Origin of the sequence: Pseudovibrio sp. Ad5 (genome assembly GCF_001623095.1) — a bacterium.
In the GTDB taxonomy this organism is placed as follows: domain Bacteria; phylum Pseudomonadota; class Alphaproteobacteria; order Rhizobiales; family Stappiaceae; genus Pseudovibrio.
In genome coordinates this window covers 352,337-368,958 of sequence record NZ_LMCH01000064.1, presented here as the reverse complement: position 1 = coordinate 368,958, position 16,622 = coordinate 352,337, and the positions used below count along the sequence as shown (strand labels likewise).

General features: G+C 54.4%; 15 protein-coding genes and 2 pseudogenes. 2 read left to right on the top strand and 15 right to left on the bottom strand.

Features of this window, described 5'->3' with window-relative positions:
- Window positions 1–16: 16 nt before the first annotated feature.
- Window positions 17–577, top strand: a complete 561-nt coding sequence (locus PsAD5_RS23085) for a GcrA family cell cycle regulator (protein ID WP_057464919.1) — start codon at window positions 17–19, stop codon at window positions 575–577.
- A gap of 99 nt (window positions 578–676) precedes the next feature.
- Here the strand turns inward: PsAD5_RS23085 and PsAD5_RS23080 are convergent, their stop codons facing one another.
- The 9 genes and pseudogenes from PsAD5_RS23080 to PsAD5_RS23045 form a co-directional block, all read right to left on the bottom strand.
- Window positions 677–1,141, bottom strand: a complete 465-nt coding sequence (locus tag PsAD5_RS23080; protein ID WP_063293816.1) for a GNAT family N-acetyltransferase — start codon at window positions 1,139–1,141, stop codon at window positions 677–679.
- A gap of 77 nt (window positions 1,142–1,218) precedes the next feature.
- Window positions 1,219–1,914 carry a phosphate regulon transcriptional regulator PhoB gene (phoB, locus tag PsAD5_RS23075; RefSeq protein WP_063287300.1) on the bottom strand — a complete coding sequence of 232 codons (696 nt, stop codon included), beginning with the start codon at window positions 1,912–1,914 and terminating at the stop codon, window positions 1,219–1,221.
- 73 nt (window positions 1,915–1,987) lie between these two features.
- The gene (gene phoU / locus PsAD5_RS23070) at window positions 1,988–2,692 is read right to left on the bottom strand and encodes a phosphate signaling complex protein PhoU (protein ID WP_057464916.1); all 705 of its coding nucleotides are present in this window, start codon (window positions 2,690–2,692) and stop codon (window positions 1,988–1,990) included.
- Window positions 2,693–2,725: 33 nt separating this feature from the next.
- On the bottom strand, window positions 2,726–3,517 hold the full coding sequence (gene pstB / locus PsAD5_RS23065; RefSeq protein WP_373456178.1) for a phosphate ABC transporter ATP-binding protein PstB: 792 nt from the start codon (window positions 3,515–3,517) through the stop codon (window positions 2,726–2,728).
- A gap of 64 nt (window positions 3,518–3,581) precedes the next feature.
- Window positions 3,582–4,292, bottom strand: a pseudogene (gene pstA, locus PsAD5_RS28885) (phosphate ABC transporter permease PstA); the annotation flags it as partial.
- A gap of 630 nt (window positions 4,293–4,922) precedes the next feature.
- Window positions 4,923–5,429, bottom strand: a pseudogene (locus tag PsAD5_RS28880) (DUF3333 domain-containing protein); the annotation flags it as partial.
- On the bottom strand, window positions 5,422–6,810 hold the full coding sequence (gene pstC, locus PsAD5_RS23055; protein WP_063293814.1) for a phosphate ABC transporter permease subunit PstC: 1,389 nt from the start codon (window positions 6,808–6,810) through the stop codon (window positions 5,422–5,424). The pseudogene PsAD5_RS28880 and the gene pstC, both read right to left, overlap by 8 nt.
- Before the next feature lie 191 nt (window positions 6,811–7,001).
- Window positions 7,002–8,021, bottom strand: a complete 1,020-nt coding sequence (locus tag PsAD5_RS23050) for a PstS family phosphate ABC transporter substrate-binding protein (RefSeq protein ID WP_063293813.1) — start codon at window positions 8,019–8,021, stop codon at window positions 7,002–7,004.
- Window positions 8,022–8,282: 261 nt separating this feature from the next.
- Window positions 8,283–9,650: an ATP-binding protein gene (locus PsAD5_RS23045; protein WP_057464913.1), complete on the bottom strand. Its 1,368-nt coding sequence runs from the start codon at window positions 9,648–9,650 to the stop codon at window positions 8,283–8,285.
- A gap of 487 nt (window positions 9,651–10,137) precedes the next feature.
- Here PsAD5_RS23045 and PsAD5_RS23040 point away from each other — a divergent pair, with 487 nt between their 5' ends.
- Window positions 10,138–10,719 carry a tetratricopeptide repeat protein gene (locus tag PsAD5_RS23040; protein WP_063293812.1) on the top strand — a complete coding sequence of 194 codons (582 nt, stop codon included), beginning with the start codon at window positions 10,138–10,140 and terminating at the stop codon, window positions 10,717–10,719.
- 20 nt (window positions 10,720–10,739) lie between these two features.
- On the opposite strand, the gene PsAD5_RS23035 is transcribed toward PsAD5_RS23040, so the two are convergent.
- From PsAD5_RS23035 to PsAD5_RS23005, 6 genes are all read right to left on the bottom strand, one after another.
- On the bottom strand, window positions 10,740–11,456 hold the full coding sequence (locus PsAD5_RS23035) for a hypothetical protein (RefSeq protein ID WP_063293811.1): 717 nt from the start codon (window positions 11,454–11,456) through the stop codon (window positions 10,740–10,742).
- A 60-nt stretch (window positions 11,457–11,516) separates the two neighbouring features.
- Window positions 11,517–12,005, bottom strand: coding sequence for an SRPBCC family protein (locus tag PsAD5_RS23030; RefSeq protein ID WP_063293810.1), 489 nt, complete (start codon window positions 12,003–12,005; stop codon window positions 11,517–11,519).
- Between the two features lie 18 nt (window positions 12,006–12,023).
- Entirely contained in the window at window positions 12,024–12,863 is an 840-nt protein-coding gene (locus tag PsAD5_RS23025; RefSeq protein ID WP_063287293.1) for an ABC transporter permease, read from the bottom strand.
- A complete protein-coding gene (locus tag PsAD5_RS28625; protein WP_063293809.1) occupies window positions 12,860–14,146 on the bottom strand; it encodes an ABC transporter permease subunit in 1,287 nt (428 codons plus the stop codon). Before PsAD5_RS28625 ends, PsAD5_RS23025 begins: the two co-directional genes overlap by 4 nt.
- Window positions 14,139–15,224: an ABC transporter ATP-binding protein gene (locus tag PsAD5_RS23015; protein ID WP_057464909.1), complete on the bottom strand. Its 1,086-nt coding sequence runs from the start codon at window positions 15,222–15,224 to the stop codon at window positions 14,139–14,141. The genes PsAD5_RS28625 and PsAD5_RS23015 overlap by 8 nt, the downstream gene beginning before the upstream one ends.
- 177 nt (window positions 15,225–15,401) lie before the next feature.
- Window positions 15,402–16,529 carry an extracellular solute-binding protein gene (locus tag PsAD5_RS23005; protein WP_057464907.1) on the bottom strand — a complete coding sequence of 376 codons (1,128 nt, stop codon included), beginning with the start codon at window positions 16,527–16,529 and terminating at the stop codon, window positions 15,402–15,404.
- Window positions 16,530–16,622: the final 93 nt, after the last annotated feature.

The following is a 16,622-nucleotide window of genomic DNA, read 5'->3' as shown; positions in this document are numbered from 1 at the left end:
AAGACGGGGCCCTTTAATGAGCTGGACAGCAGAACGTGTAGAGTTACTAACCAAACTTTGGGCAGACGGGTTAAGCGCCAGTCAAATCGCGGGGGAACTTGGCAATGTGACCCGTAATGCGGTGATTGGTAAGGTTCATCGCCTTGGTCTTTCAGGTCGCGCCAAATCGGGAGGTGGTGCAACCAAAACGAGAAAGGCACCTGCCCCAGCGGCAAGGGTCGTCACCTCAACCAAACCAACAGTGGCTGAAGCGATTGCAGCTGTTGCGCCTTCTCCAAGTCCTCGACAAATTCAACCAACGATAGCCGGTGCCAACGCCCTTAAAGTTGAACCGATTGAAGCTATACAACCAGAAATTTCTCCAGTCCCAACCTCCGATCTCTTTATTCCGGTTTCAGAGCGCGCCTCCATCCTGACATTGAATGAGCGCACCTGTAAGTGGCCGATTGGTGATCCGAGTTCTGATGACTTCTATTTCTGTGGGCGCCAGTCAGATGCAGGCACACCTTATTGTGCGCATCATCGCAGCATTGCCTATCAGCCCGTCAGCGACCGCCGCAACCGCCGCGCAAGCTAATTTGAGCTGAAAAAGCAACGTATTGAGCCGGGTCCAAAGCCCGGCTTTTTGCTGTTTGCGTGTCGTCTTGATCTGGCGCTTGTCGCTCTGGCTTGAGAACTAGTGAGCTTTAAAGGTTTGGCGGGTGACGGCGCCCCAGTATGGGTCCGTATAGTTTTCTTCCAAAAACTGACCTGAGGTGTAGGTGCTGATAACAGAACGCCAAAAGGCAATGGCCTGATCAGCGCCTTCAATCTGCTTGATCTGCCAGTGACCGGGCATTTGATCAAACAACGCAGCTGCAAAGCGCTGTCCCAGTTTATGTCTGCGGAACACTGGCACCACGTAAAACTCGCAGACTTCAAAGTCGTGATGATCTTGCCGCTTGATTGCAGCTAACCCGGCGGGGATATCATCATTTAAAGCCAGATAGCCGGTGATGTTGCCTTCAAGAAGCGTGTCTTTGGCAAACAAACCATCCGCGTTTGGATGTTTGTGTGTGAGAGGTGAGAACTCTGCCTCATAGGCCTGACAGAGATTGTCGTAGATATGAGCGGTCGCTCGATCAACCGTCTTGATTATCATTTGTTATCCGCATTGTTTTTGATCTGCACCTCTGGAAGGGAGATGCAGTTTCACAATGCGCATATAGCAGAGATCAATTACCCAACAGCGAACTGGTCGTTGAAAGCGTATCCGGCACCGCGAACGGTGCGGATCGGGTCTTTCATGCGGCCTTTGTTGATGGCTTTGCGCAGGCGGCCTACGTGGACGTCCACGGTGCGCTCATCTACGTAAACATCATGGCCCCAGACACCGTCCAGCAGCTGTTCACGGGAGTAAACGCGGCCCGGTGCGCTCATGAGGAACTCCAGCAGGCGGTATTCTGTGGGGCCGAGGTGGATTTCGCGGCCTGTTCTGCGCACGCGGTGGGTTTCGCGATCGAGCTCGATGTCGCCAGACTTGAGCATTGTGGAGACAACTTCTGGCAATGCACGGCGGAAGATCGCACGAACACGGGCCATAAGTTCCGGAACGGAGAACGGTTTGACGACGTAATCGTCGGCCCCGGTCGCCAGGCCGCGGATGCGCTCGGATTCTTCACCGCGCGCTGTGAGCATGATAATCGGCATGCGCTCGGTTTCTGAGCGTGCCCGCAAACGACGGCAGAGCTCGATGCCAGAGAGGCCCGGAAGCATCCAGTCCAGCAGCAGCAGGTCCGGCTGGCTTTCCTGCAGCAGGACTTCCGCCTCATCTCCTCTTGCGCACACGTCAACAGTGTAGCCCTCTGCTTCAAGGTTATAACGCAGCAGCAGGCTTAGCGGTTCTTCGTCTTCTACAATCAGTATCTTAGGCATATTAAAGTGCTCTCTTTGCACCTTCTCTTATAAAGCAATTGCGTGTGTTCTGCTCGTTATAAGTGAACACACTCTACACGGTTGTAGACTGCGCCAGCTCGTCCGTCTTTGGACGATCTGTTGGAAGGTGGCTTCCGGAGATCATGTAGTAGATGTTTTCTGCGATATTGGTTGCATGATCACCGATGCGCTCAATATTCTTTGCGCAGAACAACAAGTGCGCGCACATGGTGATGGAGCGCGGGTCTTCCATCATGTAGGTGAGCAGCTGGCGGAACAGGCTGGTGTAAAGCGCATCCACTTCGTCATCGCGAACATGTACGCGTTGGACAACTTCAAGGTCACCAGAGGTGTAGGCGTCCAGAACGGCTTTGAGCTGCTCAAGCGCCAGATCAGACATGTGCTCAACACCCACAGCGAGCTGCTTGTTGTTGAATTCGGATTCAATCGCCAGCGTCCGCTTGCCGATGTTCTTGGCCATGTCACCGACGCGCTCCAGATCGTTGGAGATGCGCATGGCGGCGATGATGTCGCGCAGGTCGCTTGCCATTGGCTGGCGGCGTGCGATCACGGAGATGCACAGCTCTTCCAGCTCGGCCTGCATGTTGTCCAGGCGCTGGTCGGCAGCGATGGTGCGGGTTGCCAGTTCGCGGTCCTGCCTCAGCAGTGCGGTGACAGCGTCGTGAACAAGGGTTTCTGCCAGTCCGCCCATTTCAACGACACGTCCGGCCAGTTCTTTCAGCTCTTCATTGAAGGAAGAGACAATATGATCTTTCATCGGATATCTCCTTAGAGTACCGCTCTTTTATTCTTAACCAAAACGGCCTGTGATGTAATCCTGCGTGCGCTGGTCTTTTGGGTTGGTGAAGATGTCGTTGGTCAGCCCCTCTTCCACCAGATTACCCAGATGGAAGAACGCGGTGCGCTGGGATACACGTGCGGCCTGCTGCATGGAGTGAGTTACGATGACGATGGTGTAGTTCTGGCGCAGTTCGTCCATCAGCTCTTCCACTTTTGCAGTGGCAATCGGGTCGAGCGCAGAACACGGCTCATCCATCAGGATCACTTCCGGGGACACAGCGATTGCGCGCGCGATGCACAAGCGCTGCTGCTGACCACCGGAAAGGCCTGTGCCCGGCTCGTCCAGACGGTCTTTCACTTCTTCAAACAAACCTGCACGCTGCAGGGAACTTGCGACGATATCTTCCAGATCCGACTTGCCTTGTGCCAGACCGTGGATGCGTGGGCCGTAGGCCACGTTCTCAAAGATTGATTTCGGGAACGGGTTGGGCTTCTGGAACACCATGCCAACACGGGCCCGCAGTTCCACCACATCAATGCGCGGGTCGTAGACATCGTCATTGTCGAGGAGAATGTCGCCTTGCACGCGGCAGATATCGATGGTGTCGTTCATGCGGTTCAGACAGCGCAGGAAGGTGGACTTGCCGCAACCGGACGGGCCGATCAGCGCGGTCACCTGATTTTTGCGAACATCCAGATCGACACCATGAAGGGCCTGCTTGTCGCCGTAAAACACTTTTACATCGCGGCCACGCATCTTGAGTGTTTCGCCTTCAGCTGAAACGGCTGGAGGGGCGCTCATTGTTGTATCCATTACACTCTCGGTGTCTGTGGTCATTTCCAATGCCATGATCTTGCCTTTCAAATCACCAGCGGCGCTCAAAACGTTTACGAAGGACGATTGCGATTGCATTCATCGAGATCAGGAAGCCGAGCAGCACCATGATCGCGGCAGAGGTTTTCTGCTGGAAGGCAGGTTCCGGGAAGTCTGCCCACATGAAGATCTGAACTGGCAGCACGGTAGAGGGATCAACCGGACTTGCCGGGATATCTACAATGAAGGCCACCATGCCGATCATGAGAAGCGGTGCGGTCTCACCCAGTGCCTGCGCCATGCCGATGATGGTTCCGGTCAGGATGCCCGGCATTGCCAGTGGCAGCACATGATGGAACACGGCCTGTAAGCGGGACGCCCCGACGCCGAGCGCGGCTTCGCGGATGCTTGGTGGCACGGCCTGAAGCGCTGCGCGGGAGGCGATGATGATGGTTGGCAGAGTCATGAGCGCCAGCACCATACCGCCGACAACGGGCGCCGATCTCGGTAATCCAAAGACGTTGAGGAACACCGCCAGACCAAGCAAACCGAACACAATGGACGGCACGGCTGCCAGGTTGTTGATGTTCACCTCAATCAGATGTGTCCAACGGTTCTTTGGTGCAAACTCTTCCAGATAGATTGCGGCAGACACACCAATTGGGAACGAGAGGGACAGGGTAACGAGCATGGTCCAGAAGGAACCAACGGCTGCGCCCCAAATGCCTGCCATCTCCGGCTCACGGCTTGCGCCGGACTTGAAGAAGATGGAGTTCCACTCGTTTGCAACTGTGCCTTTGGAGACCAGATAATCGGTGTAGGCGATTTCTTTGTCTGAAAACTTGCGGAAACTTTCTGGCGTTTCCAGCTCTTCAACGCCCCACTGGCCAGCTGGTACGGCAGCATCCGTAGACAGCGGAATGAAGGCTGTTCCGGTGACGCTGGTTGGTGTCACCTTTTCTGCTTTAATGGTTCCGCCGTTCACCTCTACAAAGAAACTTGGCATGTTGGCGTTGAGTGTGCCGCCCGTGCCAATGTTGGCAAGATGGCCCTGCAGAGTAACCAGTTCAGCTTTTTGCTTTTCCAGCGCACTCATGATCTTGACCAGAGCGGCTTTATTACCTTCAACCTCAGAGGTCAGGCGCTGTGCAACGAGAGGGTCTTTCTCGTTGGCCAAGCGGGTCTCCAAGCCAGCGATCTTGGTTTTCACGCTGATTTCTGATCGGCCACGCGCTTCGATCTTGCCTGTCAGAAGTTCGATTTCACGATCATAATAGGTCTTCAACGCCGCAAGGATCTGCTCAAACTCAGGCTTCTGCGCACTGATGGTCACCTGACCGTCCATGCCGGAAACTGTTGCTGCGCTTGAGGTGGCGATCTCGGTTTTCTTTGTGATCAGACCTTTGACATAAAGGTCGGCAAAGTCGGAGAGCGGGATTGCAACCGGACCGGTCCCACCCAGTATGGATGGATCAGCTATTGCTTGCTTTTGCAGCGTGACATTGGCACCGGAGGACACCAGAGAATAAAGCACACGGCGGTTTTTACGGTCGGAAGCGAATGGCAATTCTGCCTTCAGTCCGTCGCGAATGATCTTGTTGTAGCTTGCGCCAGCCGGATTGGCTGGATCGACCTTTTCTGCACTCAGATTGAGCGGCACGCTTACGTAGTTGTAAGTGAAGGCAGGCAAGCCTGAGCCGACAATTGTGAAGAGCAGCAGAACCAGAAACGTTGCGGCCAGTGCGATGGCACCCATGCCGTAAGCTTTGAAGCGCGCTTCCATGCTGTAGCGCTTTTTCAGGCGCTTGCGAGCTTCGTCTGTCGTATGGACGCCGGAAGGAATGCCTTTGACACGCCCGCCAATGGCAGTACCGGCAGTGTCCTGAGCGATATCAATCATACTGTTCCCTATATTTCTTCACGACGCGCAGAGCGAAGATGTTCAGAGCAAGTGTGATGCAGAAGAGGAGAAGACCGAGTGCAAATGCTGCGAGTGTTTTCGCGCTGTCGAATTCCTGGTCACCGACCAGCAAGGTGACGATTTGCACGGTCACGGTTGTTACAGCCTCCAGCGGGTTTGCCGTTATGTTTGCGGCAAGCCCTGCAGCCATCACCACGATCATGGTTTCACCAATGGCGCGGGAGATGGCGAGGATGAGAGCAGACACGATGCCCGGAAGCGCGGCTGGCAGAACAACCCGGCGGATTGTTTCCGACTTGGTGGCACCAAGACCGGCAGAGCCATCGCGCAGTGACTGTGGTACCGCGTTGATCACATCGTCAGAAAGGGAGGAGACGAACGGAATGATCATAATGCCCATGACAAGGCCAGCAGCCAGCGCAGATTCTGAACTGACTGACAGGCCGATGCTTTCGCCCCAGCCACGGATAAAGGGTGCCACAGTCAACGCCGCGAAGAAGCCGTAGACCACGGTTGGAATGCCAGCCAGAATTTCAAGAACCGGCTTTGCAATGGCGCGCACTGGCGTGCTTGCATAATCGGAGAGGTAAATTGCGGAGAGCAGACCAACGGGCGCGGCTACGAAAATAGCAATTGCTGTGATCAGCATGGTGCCAACCAGAAGCGGGATTGCACCGAAGATTTCTGTATTGGCTTCGCCTTGCTCGGCCCCTGCCCCTTCAAAGGCGCTTTGCGGGCTCCAGTGAGTGCCGAAGACGAAATCCAGAATTGGGATCTGGCGGAAGAACATCAAGCTTTCGAAGATAAGCGAGAGAACGATGCCGATGGTTGTGAAGATCGCGACAGCGGAACAAAGGATCAGCAATCCCATGACGGTGCGCTCTACAAAATGACGGGCTCGCATTGCCGGTGTGATGGTGCGATTGCCGTACCACAGACCACCAGCAACCAGGGCGATGATCAGCGTTGTTTTAAGAATGAACGATGTTTGTGCGAGCGAGCTGAACACTTCTGCCGCCTGCTCTTTGCCAGCATCAGAGAAGGCCACGATGCCGCCAAATGCGATGGCGCGTGCGTCCCGCAAGAATGCCTGAAGTTCTGCTTTCGACAGTCCTGCAACACTCTCGGCCTTCGCGCTGATCACCATTGTATCAAGCAAGCGCGGCTCAACGATTGCCCATGCAATCAAAAGGACAAATGCTGGAAGAGCGGCCAGAATGGCCAGGTATCCACCATGGTAGCTTGGACGGGAATGCAGTGCAGAGAGCTGATGACCAGCAACCTGCATAGCCCGGAAACGCCCGTAGACATTAGCGGTTACGAAGACCAGTAGAAGAAGGGCAGCGTAAGTCCAGAACATTTGTTGTGTCGCCTTATCTGGCTTTAGAGCAAGTTGCGTTCATTTGCATTCACGCATTTCGCTCTAACTTCTTTGCCTGAGCGAATTCTTGTCGTTTGATTCTATCCAATCAAACGGAACGCGCTTTAGTTTTTGGAGGATGCAGGAAAGCGGTCAGCTGGACATGCTGACCGCTCTCTTAGCGTTTGCAATTAGAATGCAAGTGGTGTCAGCGCTGCTGCAGATTTGGAAACTGCTGCGCGGTCAGCTGCTGGCATCGGGATCAGACCCTTGTCAGCCAGGTAACCTTCGTCACCCCATGTGTCTTTATTGGTGAACTCACCGAGGTATTCAGCGATACCTGGGATTACGCCAACGTGCTCTTTCTTGATGTAGAAGTACAAGGAGCGGGACACTGGGTAGTCGCCTGCAGCAATTGCATCAAATGTTGGTGCAACGCCTGCGATGTTTGCGCCCTGGATCTTGTCAGCGTTCTGATCAAGGAAGGAGAAACCGAAGATGCCGAGTGCATTCGGGTTCGCATCAAGCTTCTGAACGATCAGGTTGTCGTTTTCACCAGCTTCGATGTACGCGCCGTCTTCACGGACTTCGTGACACGCTTTTTTCTTCAGACCGAGGTCAGCAGCACCTGGTACCATTTTACAGCCGCCCTGCATTGCCAGCTCGGCAAATGCGTCACGGGTACCGGATGTTGGTGGAGGGCCAAGCACTTCGATCTTCGAGTTAGGAAGGGAAGGATCAATGTCTGCCCAGGTCTGGTATGGGTTTGCAACCAGTTTGCCGTCCACTGGAACTTCTTTCGCAAGCGCGAGGAAGATCTGAGCCAGTGTCAGGTCCAGCTGAGTGCCAGCCTTGGAGTTCGCAAGAACGATGCCGTCGAAACCGACAGTAACTTCTACTGGGGTTACGCCAGCTTCATTACACTTCACCAGCTCCTTGCCCTTCATGCGGCGGGAAGCATTGGTGATGTCAGGAGTGTTTTCGCCAACCCCTTCACAGAAGAGCTTGATGCCGCCACCTGAACCAGTGGATTCAACAACTGGTGTTTTGAAGTTTGTCTTCTGACCAAACTGCTCAGCTACAGCTGTTGCAAATGGGAAAACAGTGGAAGAACCAACGATCTGAATCTGATCACGAGCCTGTGCGGAACCAGCAGCAATGGTACCTGCGAGAGCGAGCGCTGCAACGCTTGCGAATGCCTTGATTTTCACCTGAAGTCTCCTGGGAGTCTTGGTTTAAGAGCGCGTTGCGTTCATAATATTCACACAACGTGCTCTCATCTTTGCTTGAGCGAATTCTTTTCGTTTGATTGAAACCAATCAAACGGAACGCGCTCTAAACTGTTTAACTACGTTCACCTCACAGCGCCCCGGCTGCGAGCTGGCTGTAACCTAGCGTTTGGCTGTGATGGTTATATGAACGTTGCGTATCAGTTTTATGACATTGCAAGTATTTGAATTTATTATATTATTTTAGTCGATATCATTTTCATCATAAATAACAGCGCCGGGTATGAACACGCGGAAGCAGGCGCCTTCATCTGGTTTGCTCTCAATTTCCAGGCGAGCCCTGTGCCTTGTCAGAATGTGTTTTACGATGGCCAGACCAAGGCCTGTTCCCTTCATCTGACGGGAGGTGACAACGTCAACCCGATAGAAACGCTCGGTTAACCGCGGCAAGTGCTCAGGATCAATGCCCGGACCGAAGTCGCGGACCTCTGCAATCCAGTGTGGTGTCTCAGTAGAATCGGGGTCCAGACGGCAAGTGACATCGACTCGCCCCCCGCTGGAACCGTATTTCAGCGCGTTTTCGATGAGATTGCTGAAGACCTGAACGAGTTCGTCCTTCTCACCGCGAATCTCGGCAGGCTCCTCAGGCACATTCACATTCACCTCAACACCCGATTCCTTCGCAACCGGGAGCAGTGTTTCCACGGAGTGGCGCATGATCAGGCTGAGATCCACGAGGGTTTCCGGCTGCACGTGCACCTTCATCTCAATGCGGGACAGAGACAGAAGGTCGTCAATGAGGCGGCGCATGCGCTCTGCCTGATCCAGCATGATGCCGAGGAACTGGTCCTGCGCTTTTGGATCACCTTTGGCTGGGCCTTGCAGGGTCTCAATGAAGCCCGTCAGGGATGCCAGCGGTGTGCGCAGCTCGTGGGAGGCGTTGGCGACAAAATCGGCCCGCATACGCTCCAGACGGCGGGCTTCGGTCAGGTCGCGAATGACAACGAGAATGAGACCCGGGCGTCCGCGGGGGACGGCGAGGTTTCCGCTGGAGACGGACCAGAGCGGCGCGATATGCGCTTCCAGCCAGAGTTCCATCGGTACTTTCTCGGTCCAGTCGATGACTTCTGTAGAGCCGCCATTTGAGACACGGTCCAGCGCTTCCAGCAGCGATGGCGCGCGGATGCGGAAGGACAGAGGATCGCCAACTGCAATGGTGCCGAAGCGGCGCTGTGCGGCGAGGTTCACATATTGGGTGGTGCCACGATAATCAACGACGAAGCATGGGTCTGGCAGGGCGTTGACGGCGGACTTCATGCCGCGGTCGACGATCTCGCTGGCTTCCTTGCGGCTGACACCGCTTGGAGCTTTGACCTTGGTGCGGCTTTTCATACCGCCGCCGATGACCAGAACAAAAATGAGGGCGTATGCGAAGAACGAAGCCCAGACGGGTACGTCGAAGGCTATGGAGAAGAGAGCAAAAATGCCGGCAGATGCCAGAAGGATCCAGCGCACATCAACGGGTTTGCGATAAACCGCACGCCGGTTGAGACCTAATCTCAACGGCTCCTGATTGGCCTGCTTTTCTTCCTTGTCAGTATCCAGGGACATACGTGCCACTCTCTAAACGCCGCTGTGCGTTTACGTTGTTTTTCTTTCAAGACTGGCCGAGAATTTAACAGGGCCAGCATGACATTCTCGCGACGGCGGCACCTCATTTCTTCAGTTTTCCCAACTGGAGATTGTCAAAGACGTAGCGAAACCAAGGATCTTAGAGGGCCTGCGCCCAAGGGCAAACGATGTTTATCCGCTGAGATCGTATCGACGAGTTGCTGCGGTTATATATTTAGCAGGTTTAACAAATCAAGCAGAAGAGAAGCTGAGGAATAATAATTAATCGGCAAACCTTCATATGCGGCAGTGCAGACGTCATGCAACTATCATGTTTGGCGTTTAGTGCTCAATTGAAGTGCAGTGTCCTCCCCCTCTTACCTTTGGTAATTGTATTTAAATGGCCTGCGTCTTTAAATAGGTCTTGCGAGCGGTGTTCGGCTTCTATGATTGGACCGCTTATGTGGGGTGTAACGAAGGGCAAACGATGGAAGAGATTCTCGAAAAGCTGGAAGCTGCGATTGCGCAGGAAGATTGGGCGGTAGCGGAAAAGTACATTCTTCTCATGCTGGAGGAGGATGAGACCAACCCGAGCCTTTGGTACAACCTTGGCCTTGTGCGCCGGCGTGCGGGCAACAATGTGCAGGCCCTTGAGAATTTCGCGAAGACACTGGACCTCAACCCACAACACAAAGGCGCGATGTTTGAACGGGCTGCGGCTTGTCTGGACATGGAGGATTTCACCGCAGCGCTCAATGACTTTGCCGAGTTCACCGCCGCCTACCCTGATGACAGCGACGGATTGCTGAACCTTGCCCGCATCGCGCTGCACATGGAGGTTCCGGATCTGGCTCTGCAAGCCTTCCAAAAGCGGGCTGAGCTGGAGAATGATGCTGAGAATATTCTTGGTGCAGCAGAAGCCATGCAGATGCAGGGCAATGATGAAGGCATCAACATGTTGCGCCGGTTGTTTGCCAACAATCCGCCTGTGCGTCCTGAATTGCTGAAAATTATGAGCCAAGGATCATTCGGGCGCGTGCCATTGAACTCGAAAGCTATGCTTCCATAAGACGGTCTATGACTGGCCTCTTAAGCTTCAACGGAGCGCTTGGCACGGACAGATTTGCGGTAGTGGCCCGGTTCTGCCTGTAGTTTGCCTTGTGTGTCCAGATGGGTTTCGAATTCGGCTTCATCCATCGGAGCGCAATCCAGCTCCAACGCCTCTCGCTTGAATGGGAAAGCTTGCGCGATCGGGGTGCCTGCTTTTAACGTGCCTTCGAATTTTGGGTCTTTCCAAAGCGCTGGAAAATGAACGAAGCCGCCTTTGAAGCGGTCACAATCCACCACACCCGCCAGTGTTCTGAACGGCAATTCCTCGCGGTTAAGCGGATGGGTGAAGAGCAGTGAGATGCCTTCAGGGGCCTCGATGCTCCAGAAATTGTTGAGCTTGATAATGAAGTCGCCCGGATTTGTTCCCAGTGGCGCACCGGTTGTCTGTTCTGGCACATGCAGGCCGATGGGTGATCGGGTTTGTTGTGCCTTAGGTGAGACTGGCTTTGGCCAGTGCCATGAAAACTCGCCGCCTTTCATCGTCACATCACAGGGCAGCTTGAAGAGGATGCCCGTTGAAAAACCATCGATGATTGGTGGGCAGTGTTTGAGCGTGCGCACCTGTTCGTTGCCCAGCAACTCACTTTCAGCCGTTGAAGGGATGTCTTTCAACCAGTCAGGCAGTGATGCCTTTGCTTCTACCGGCTCAGGAATATGTCCGTGAAGTTCTGGCAGGCAACGAAACTTGAGCTTCATGAAGGCTCCTAAATGCGTCTCTTAATCTGAAATCCAGCGTCCACTTCTCGGTGATACGCCTTAAAGTTTCACGATGGCAGTTTTCAGCTTGTTCAGGCAGTAGGCCCATCCGGCGCTGGAGTTCATGGCACGCAGGTACTCCCGCCAGCCGTCTCCGTAGCGCTCGAAATGACTATGCACCAGTTTCAGCTGCGTTCCACCCTCAACATCTGAAAACTGAATTGTGACGATACCAGCTTTTTGCGGGTCTTCAATCAGCAGGCGCTTGGGCGAGATCTGCCAGGCAAGGACAATCTTGCTGCCCTCCTCCAGCTCCTGAATGGTGCCCCAATGCAGGCGCCTGCCATCTTCCACATCTTCAAAGCACGAACCGCCCACCAGTGGCTCAATGCCGAGTACACCCTCAGGTGCGAACCTGTACTCTGCGGGCCACCAGGCGTCGATTTTCTCCAGAAAGCACGCATAGGCGCTTTGAGTTGATGCAGGCAGAAGCACCTCTGCCTTGCATAGTGAAAATTGCTCCAAGACGCCCGTTTCGCCTGATGTCATCGCATCCCCCAATTACACTCAACCGCGTCCCTTCCTACGGCGAGCCATCACGTAGACTGTAGCAGCAATTATCGTAATTGCTACAAAGAGAACACCGATGACATTGATGACAGGGGATATGCCAAACCGCATGCGCGCCCCAATTTCCGTGACCAGTGTCCAGCTTGGGCCAATGGCAAAGAAGGTGGTGTTGTAGTTCTCAATAGACTGCAGGAACGAGATTGCAGCAGCTGTGAGAATGGTCGGCATGAGGAATGGCAGTGTGATCTTGCGGAACACAAAGAACGAGGAGGCTCCCAGATCCAACGCCGCTTCTTCCTGCACAATATCCTGCCGTTGCAGGCGTGCCATGAACATGAGCATGCAGTAGGAGGCGATGAAGCTGGACTGCGCAATAGTTGCGGTCAGCAGGCCACCTTCCACCCCGAAGGCATCCCGCCAGAAGATGAGCGTGGTTGCCCCCAGCACGATGCCCGGAGTGAGCATAGGCGACACCAGCACTGTGTAGAGGAACGTGGTGGCTTGGGATTGCAGGCGTGTGAGCAACAAAGCCCCAGCCAATCCAAGTGGGATTGAGATGACGATAACGCCCAGCGCGATAATCAGCGAATGCCATAACCCGTCTATGAAACGCTGATCCTCTGGCAGTGCACGAAACCAGTCCAGCGTGAAGCCTTGCCAGTCGATGACAGATGGAGTTGGTGATGCGTTGAAGGCTGCAATCACCATGAAGATCATGGGCAAGAACATGTAGGCGAAGAAGATCACCAGATAGCCATTGAGGATGGTGGCGGCCCAATCAATAGGAGATTTCACCTGTTCTTTCATGGCGCCGCTTTCAAGTGTTGTTGTTGTCATTTCGCGATGTCCCGGATGCCGACGCGGAAGACCCACATGTTAAACAGAATGAAGACGATACAGGCCACCAGCAATGCCAGCGAATAGGCGGCGCCCTGGTTCCAGCTGTCTGCCTCAAAGAAACGGCGATAAATCACCTGAGAGAACCAGTCGGGGTGCAGGCCGCGGCCCACAGCACTTGGAACCGCTATGGAGCCCGCAGAGAGCATGAAGGTCATGATCGCGCCAACGGCAATGCCGGGTTTGGCGTGCGGAAGAACCACGCGCCAATGAATACGCCATGTGGACGCGCCCAGATCCTTTGCCGCTTCGATCTGGTTTTTGTCGAGCGTATCAACCGTGTTGTAGATTGGGAAAACCATGAAGAGCACGTAGGCGTAGACCATTACAGTGAACACGGCACCATTGGAGGCGACAAAGCGGAAGCCTTCACCAGCTTCCATGTTGATGATACCCAGCAGGTCCAGCAGACCGTTGAGCACGCCTTGCTTCTCCAGGATCATGATCCACGAGAAGATGCGCAGCAGCTCGTTGATTGCGTAGGGGATCAGCAGGCCAAGCATCAGGATTGCGAGCTTGTTGCGGTTCGTGGTCATCGCAACGGCGTAGGCCACTGGATAGCACAGTGCAAACGCCAGAATGGTCACACAGAGCGCATAGATGATGGTGGCAAGGAAGATTTGGAAATGCACAGAACTCATCATGGTGAAGTTCTTGAGCGAATAAGAGGTGTCCAAGCCGACAGCGTCTGTGGTGGATTTCTCGGTTACTTCCAGCACAGCAATTTGGGCTTCCAACTCGCCTTTTTGCGCTAGTAACGGCGCTTCTTCGGCCTCAATTTCGGCAAGGCTGCGGCTTACCGCGCTTGTGTTGCCTGCTGATGGTGCGCCAAACGGGTTCAGGCCTGATGTATCGTTTGCTTCCGGCACTGACGGCGTTCCGAATGGATTGAGGCCGGTGGTATCATCAGAGGGTGACGGTGTGCCAAACGGATTGAGTGCGGAGGCACTGTCTTGCTGGGGAGCAGTGGACGTGCCAGCGATCAGGTCTTCTTTTTCGGCCTGAAGCTCTACTAGTCTGGTGTTGATCTGGAACACGTCTTCATAGGCGCGGTCAATTTCCAGAGCCAGCGTTGCAGCCGCTCCGCCCCTGTCTTCATAGGTGAAGGCGCGGTCAATCATGGACATTTGCGGCAGCACAATCAGCACCACAATCCAGATCGCAGCCAGGCCTATAAAGAGTGAGGTCAGGCCTTTGCCGTAACTCTTGATCAGACTATTCACTGGCCAGCTCTCCCGGACGCATCACAACGGCATCTTGCGCAGCAAACCAGAGTTTCTGGTCAGCGCCCAGAGGCTGGTGGGTTTGCTCAACATTGGTCACGTGGATTGCAACAGGTTGGTCCCCTGCCCGCATATGGAGGTTCACAAAAGGACCTTCCATGTCGCGGCGCTCCAGAATTGCGGAGAGGCCGTTTTGCTGGCCCTGCTTTTCTTCCAGGGTCATTCGCTCAGGACGTACGAAAAGGATGGCCTCCTCTCCTTCATTCAAGCCGTGTGCGTTCTGGCCAAAGAGCTTGCCTTGCGATGTTTCCAGAATTGCGAAGTCACCTTCTTTGCCAATGACTTTGCCTTTGAAGATGTTCTGCTCTCCCACAAAGCTTGCCACAAATGGCGTTTTGGGGTGCGCGTAAATCTCGTCAGAGGTGGCGACCTGTTCCACCACGCCTTTGTTCATGACCGCAACACGGTCCGACATGGTCAGCGCTTCACCCTGATCGTGTGTGATGTAAATGAAGGTCACACCCGTTTTGCGCTGCAGGTCTTTCAGCTCAGCGCGCATGTGTTGGCGGAGTTTGAGATCAAGTGCGGAGAGCGGCTCATCGAGCAGGAGCACAGAGGGCTCAACTGCAAGGGCGCGGGCAATGGCTACGCGCTGGCGCTGTCCGCCTGATAATGCTGTTGGCAGTTTGTCGCCCTGACCATCCAGCGCGACCAGAGACAAAAGCTCCTGCGCCTTTTCCAGCCGGGTCTTCTTTGCGATGCCGCGTGCTTCCAGACCGAAGGCAATGTTGTCTCGTACGCTCATGAGCGGAAACAGCGCAAGATTCTGGAAGATCAGAGCGGTTGGTCTGGCGTTTGCACGGATGCCGGACATGTCTTTTTCACCAATCACGACACGGCCCTGTGATGGGGTGAGAAAGCCTGAGATCATGCGCAAAATGGTTGTTTTGCCACAACCAGACGGGCCGAGGATGGAGAAAAACTCACCAGCGTTGATCTTAAGGTCAGTGGGCTGGACGGCGACGAAATCGCCAAATTTCATGGAGAGGTTTTCAAGAATTACATCATTGCCGTGCATGAAGTGCCTATTGCTTCGCTTCAATCTCTTAAAGATTGGAAATTCAGAGGTTTTCTGCGTGCCTGACATTTTGACCAGTGCACAGTCCGTGCTCGTAAGGTGCGCAGTTTTGCTGCTGCATTTCTTAGGAGCCGATGTGCAAAGCGCGGCTGATGCCGCGCTTTGCTTTCAACGCCCTTAAGCGTTGGTGATCTTGTCAACGTATTCCTGACGCAGCGGAGCGAACCACGGCGTATCTGCCGGGTACCACCACAGGTTCGCCAGCGTGTCGTTGTTGTAGATTTCCAGGAACTGCTTCTTGTAGGTTTCACCTGCATGGTTTGCAGCGCCGACAACAGCGGAGTTGTAGCCGGTGTTTGAGCTGAACATGCCTGCCATTTGCGGGTCAAGCATGGCGTTGATGAAGGCGTAGGCTTGTTCTGTGTTGGCCGCACCGCTTGGAATGCCCATGGAATCCATCCAGGTCATGCCGCCTTCTTTTGGCATGCGGTACTTCCATTTTGCATCTTCGCGGCTGAGCAGCAGACCGGTTGTGTCCCATGTCTGACCGATAGACGCGCCAGCCTGTTTGAAGGCGTTTGTTGCTTCGGTTGCGTTGTTCCAGAACGCAGCAATGTTTGCTTTGCGCTCAATGATGAACTTGGCCACTTCGTCCCAAACGCGGCGGGCGTCTTCCTCGGTCTTGTAAACATCGAGCATACGGTCAGATTTCACTTTGCCGATTGCATCGAGGTATAGGCCGGTGCCGATCAGAGCGGACTTCTGACGGAAGGCAGCCTTGCCTTTTGCTTCCGGTGCCCAGAGGGAGCCGAAGGAAACTTCGTCATTTGACAGCGGGAATACGGAGCTGTCGAAGGTGATTGCCTCTGTGCCCCAGTCGAATGGCAGCAGCATGCGCTTGCCGCGGTAGGTGCCGCCCAGCTTCACGCTGTCGCGCAACATGGAAGGCACAACAGCATCAACCTTGAGCTTGCTCTCATCGAGAGGAGCCAGCAGGTCATCCGGGTAGTAGTTGGCACCGTTGGTGATGGACGGGAAGATCACGTCAAAACCCTTGCCGCCAGCTGCTTTCAGCTTCTGCTCAGCTTCATCGTTGGAACCAAAGGTGGACAGGTTGATCTTGATGCCTGTGTCACCTTCAAACTTCTTGATCATGTTGTCCTGAACGTAATCGCCCCATGCGAACACATTCACCTGACCAGAAGATGCCAGCGCATCAGAGGCCTTCAAAATTGCAGGAGCGGCAATCGCAGCAGCGGAGGCTGCAGCAGTGCCTTTTATAACTGAACGACGAGAGATAGACATTTACGGACCCTCAAGAGACAAAGAATTCTTAATAGCAACCGAGGCGCGATACTTAGATTCGGCGCCCCTCCGGTTCCATCACCTAGGCAGTTA

What these genes read in the sequence shown, in the direction of transcription:
- PsAD5_RS23085 (WP_057464919.1), top strand. Translation starts at nt 17, where the DNA reads ATGAGCTGGACAGCAGAACGTGTAGAGTTACTAACCAAACTTTGGGCA.
- PsAD5_RS23080 (WP_063293816.1), bottom strand. Translation starts at nt 1,141, where the DNA reads ATGATAATCAAGACGGTTGATCGAGCGACCGCTCATATCTACGACAAT.
- phoB (WP_063287300.1), bottom strand. Translation starts at nt 1,914, where the DNA reads ATGCCTAAGATACTGATTGTAGAAGACGAAGAACCGCTAAGCCTGCTG.
- phoU (WP_057464916.1), bottom strand. Translation starts at nt 2,692, where the DNA reads ATGAAAGATCATATTGTCTCTTCCTTCAATGAAGAGCTGAAAGAACTG.
- pstB (WP_373456178.1), bottom strand. Translation starts at nt 3,517, where the DNA reads ATGAGCGCCCCTCCAGCCGTTTCAGCTGAAGGCGAAACACTCAAGATG.
- pstC (WP_063293814.1), bottom strand. Translation starts at nt 6,810, where the DNA reads ATGTTCTGGACTTACGCTGCCCTTCTTCTACTGGTCTTCGTAACCGCT.
- PsAD5_RS23045 (WP_057464913.1), bottom strand. Translation starts at nt 9,650, where the DNA reads ATGTCCCTGGATACTGACAAGGAAGAAAAGCAGGCCAATCAGGAGCCG.
- PsAD5_RS23040 (WP_063293812.1), top strand. Translation starts at nt 10,138, where the DNA reads ATGGAAGAGATTCTCGAAAAGCTGGAAGCTGCGATTGCGCAGGAAGAT.
- PsAD5_RS23035 (WP_063293811.1), bottom strand. Translation starts at nt 11,456, where the DNA reads ATGAAGCTCAAGTTTCGTTGCCTGCCAGAACTTCACGGACATATTCCT.
- PsAD5_RS23030 (WP_063293810.1), bottom strand. Translation starts at nt 12,005, where the DNA reads ATGACATCAGGCGAAACGGGCGTCTTGGAGCAATTTTCACTATGCAAG.
- PsAD5_RS23025 (WP_063287293.1), bottom strand. Translation starts at nt 12,863, where the DNA reads ATGACAACAACAACACTTGAAAGCGGCGCCATGAAAGAACAGGTGAAA.
- PsAD5_RS23015 (WP_057464909.1), bottom strand. Translation starts at nt 15,224, where the DNA reads ATGCACGGCAATGATGTAATTCTTGAAAACCTCTCCATGAAATTTGGC.
- PsAD5_RS23005 (WP_057464907.1), bottom strand. Translation starts at nt 16,529, where the DNA reads ATGTCTATCTCTCGTCGTTCAGTTATAAAAGGCACTGCTGCAGCCTCC.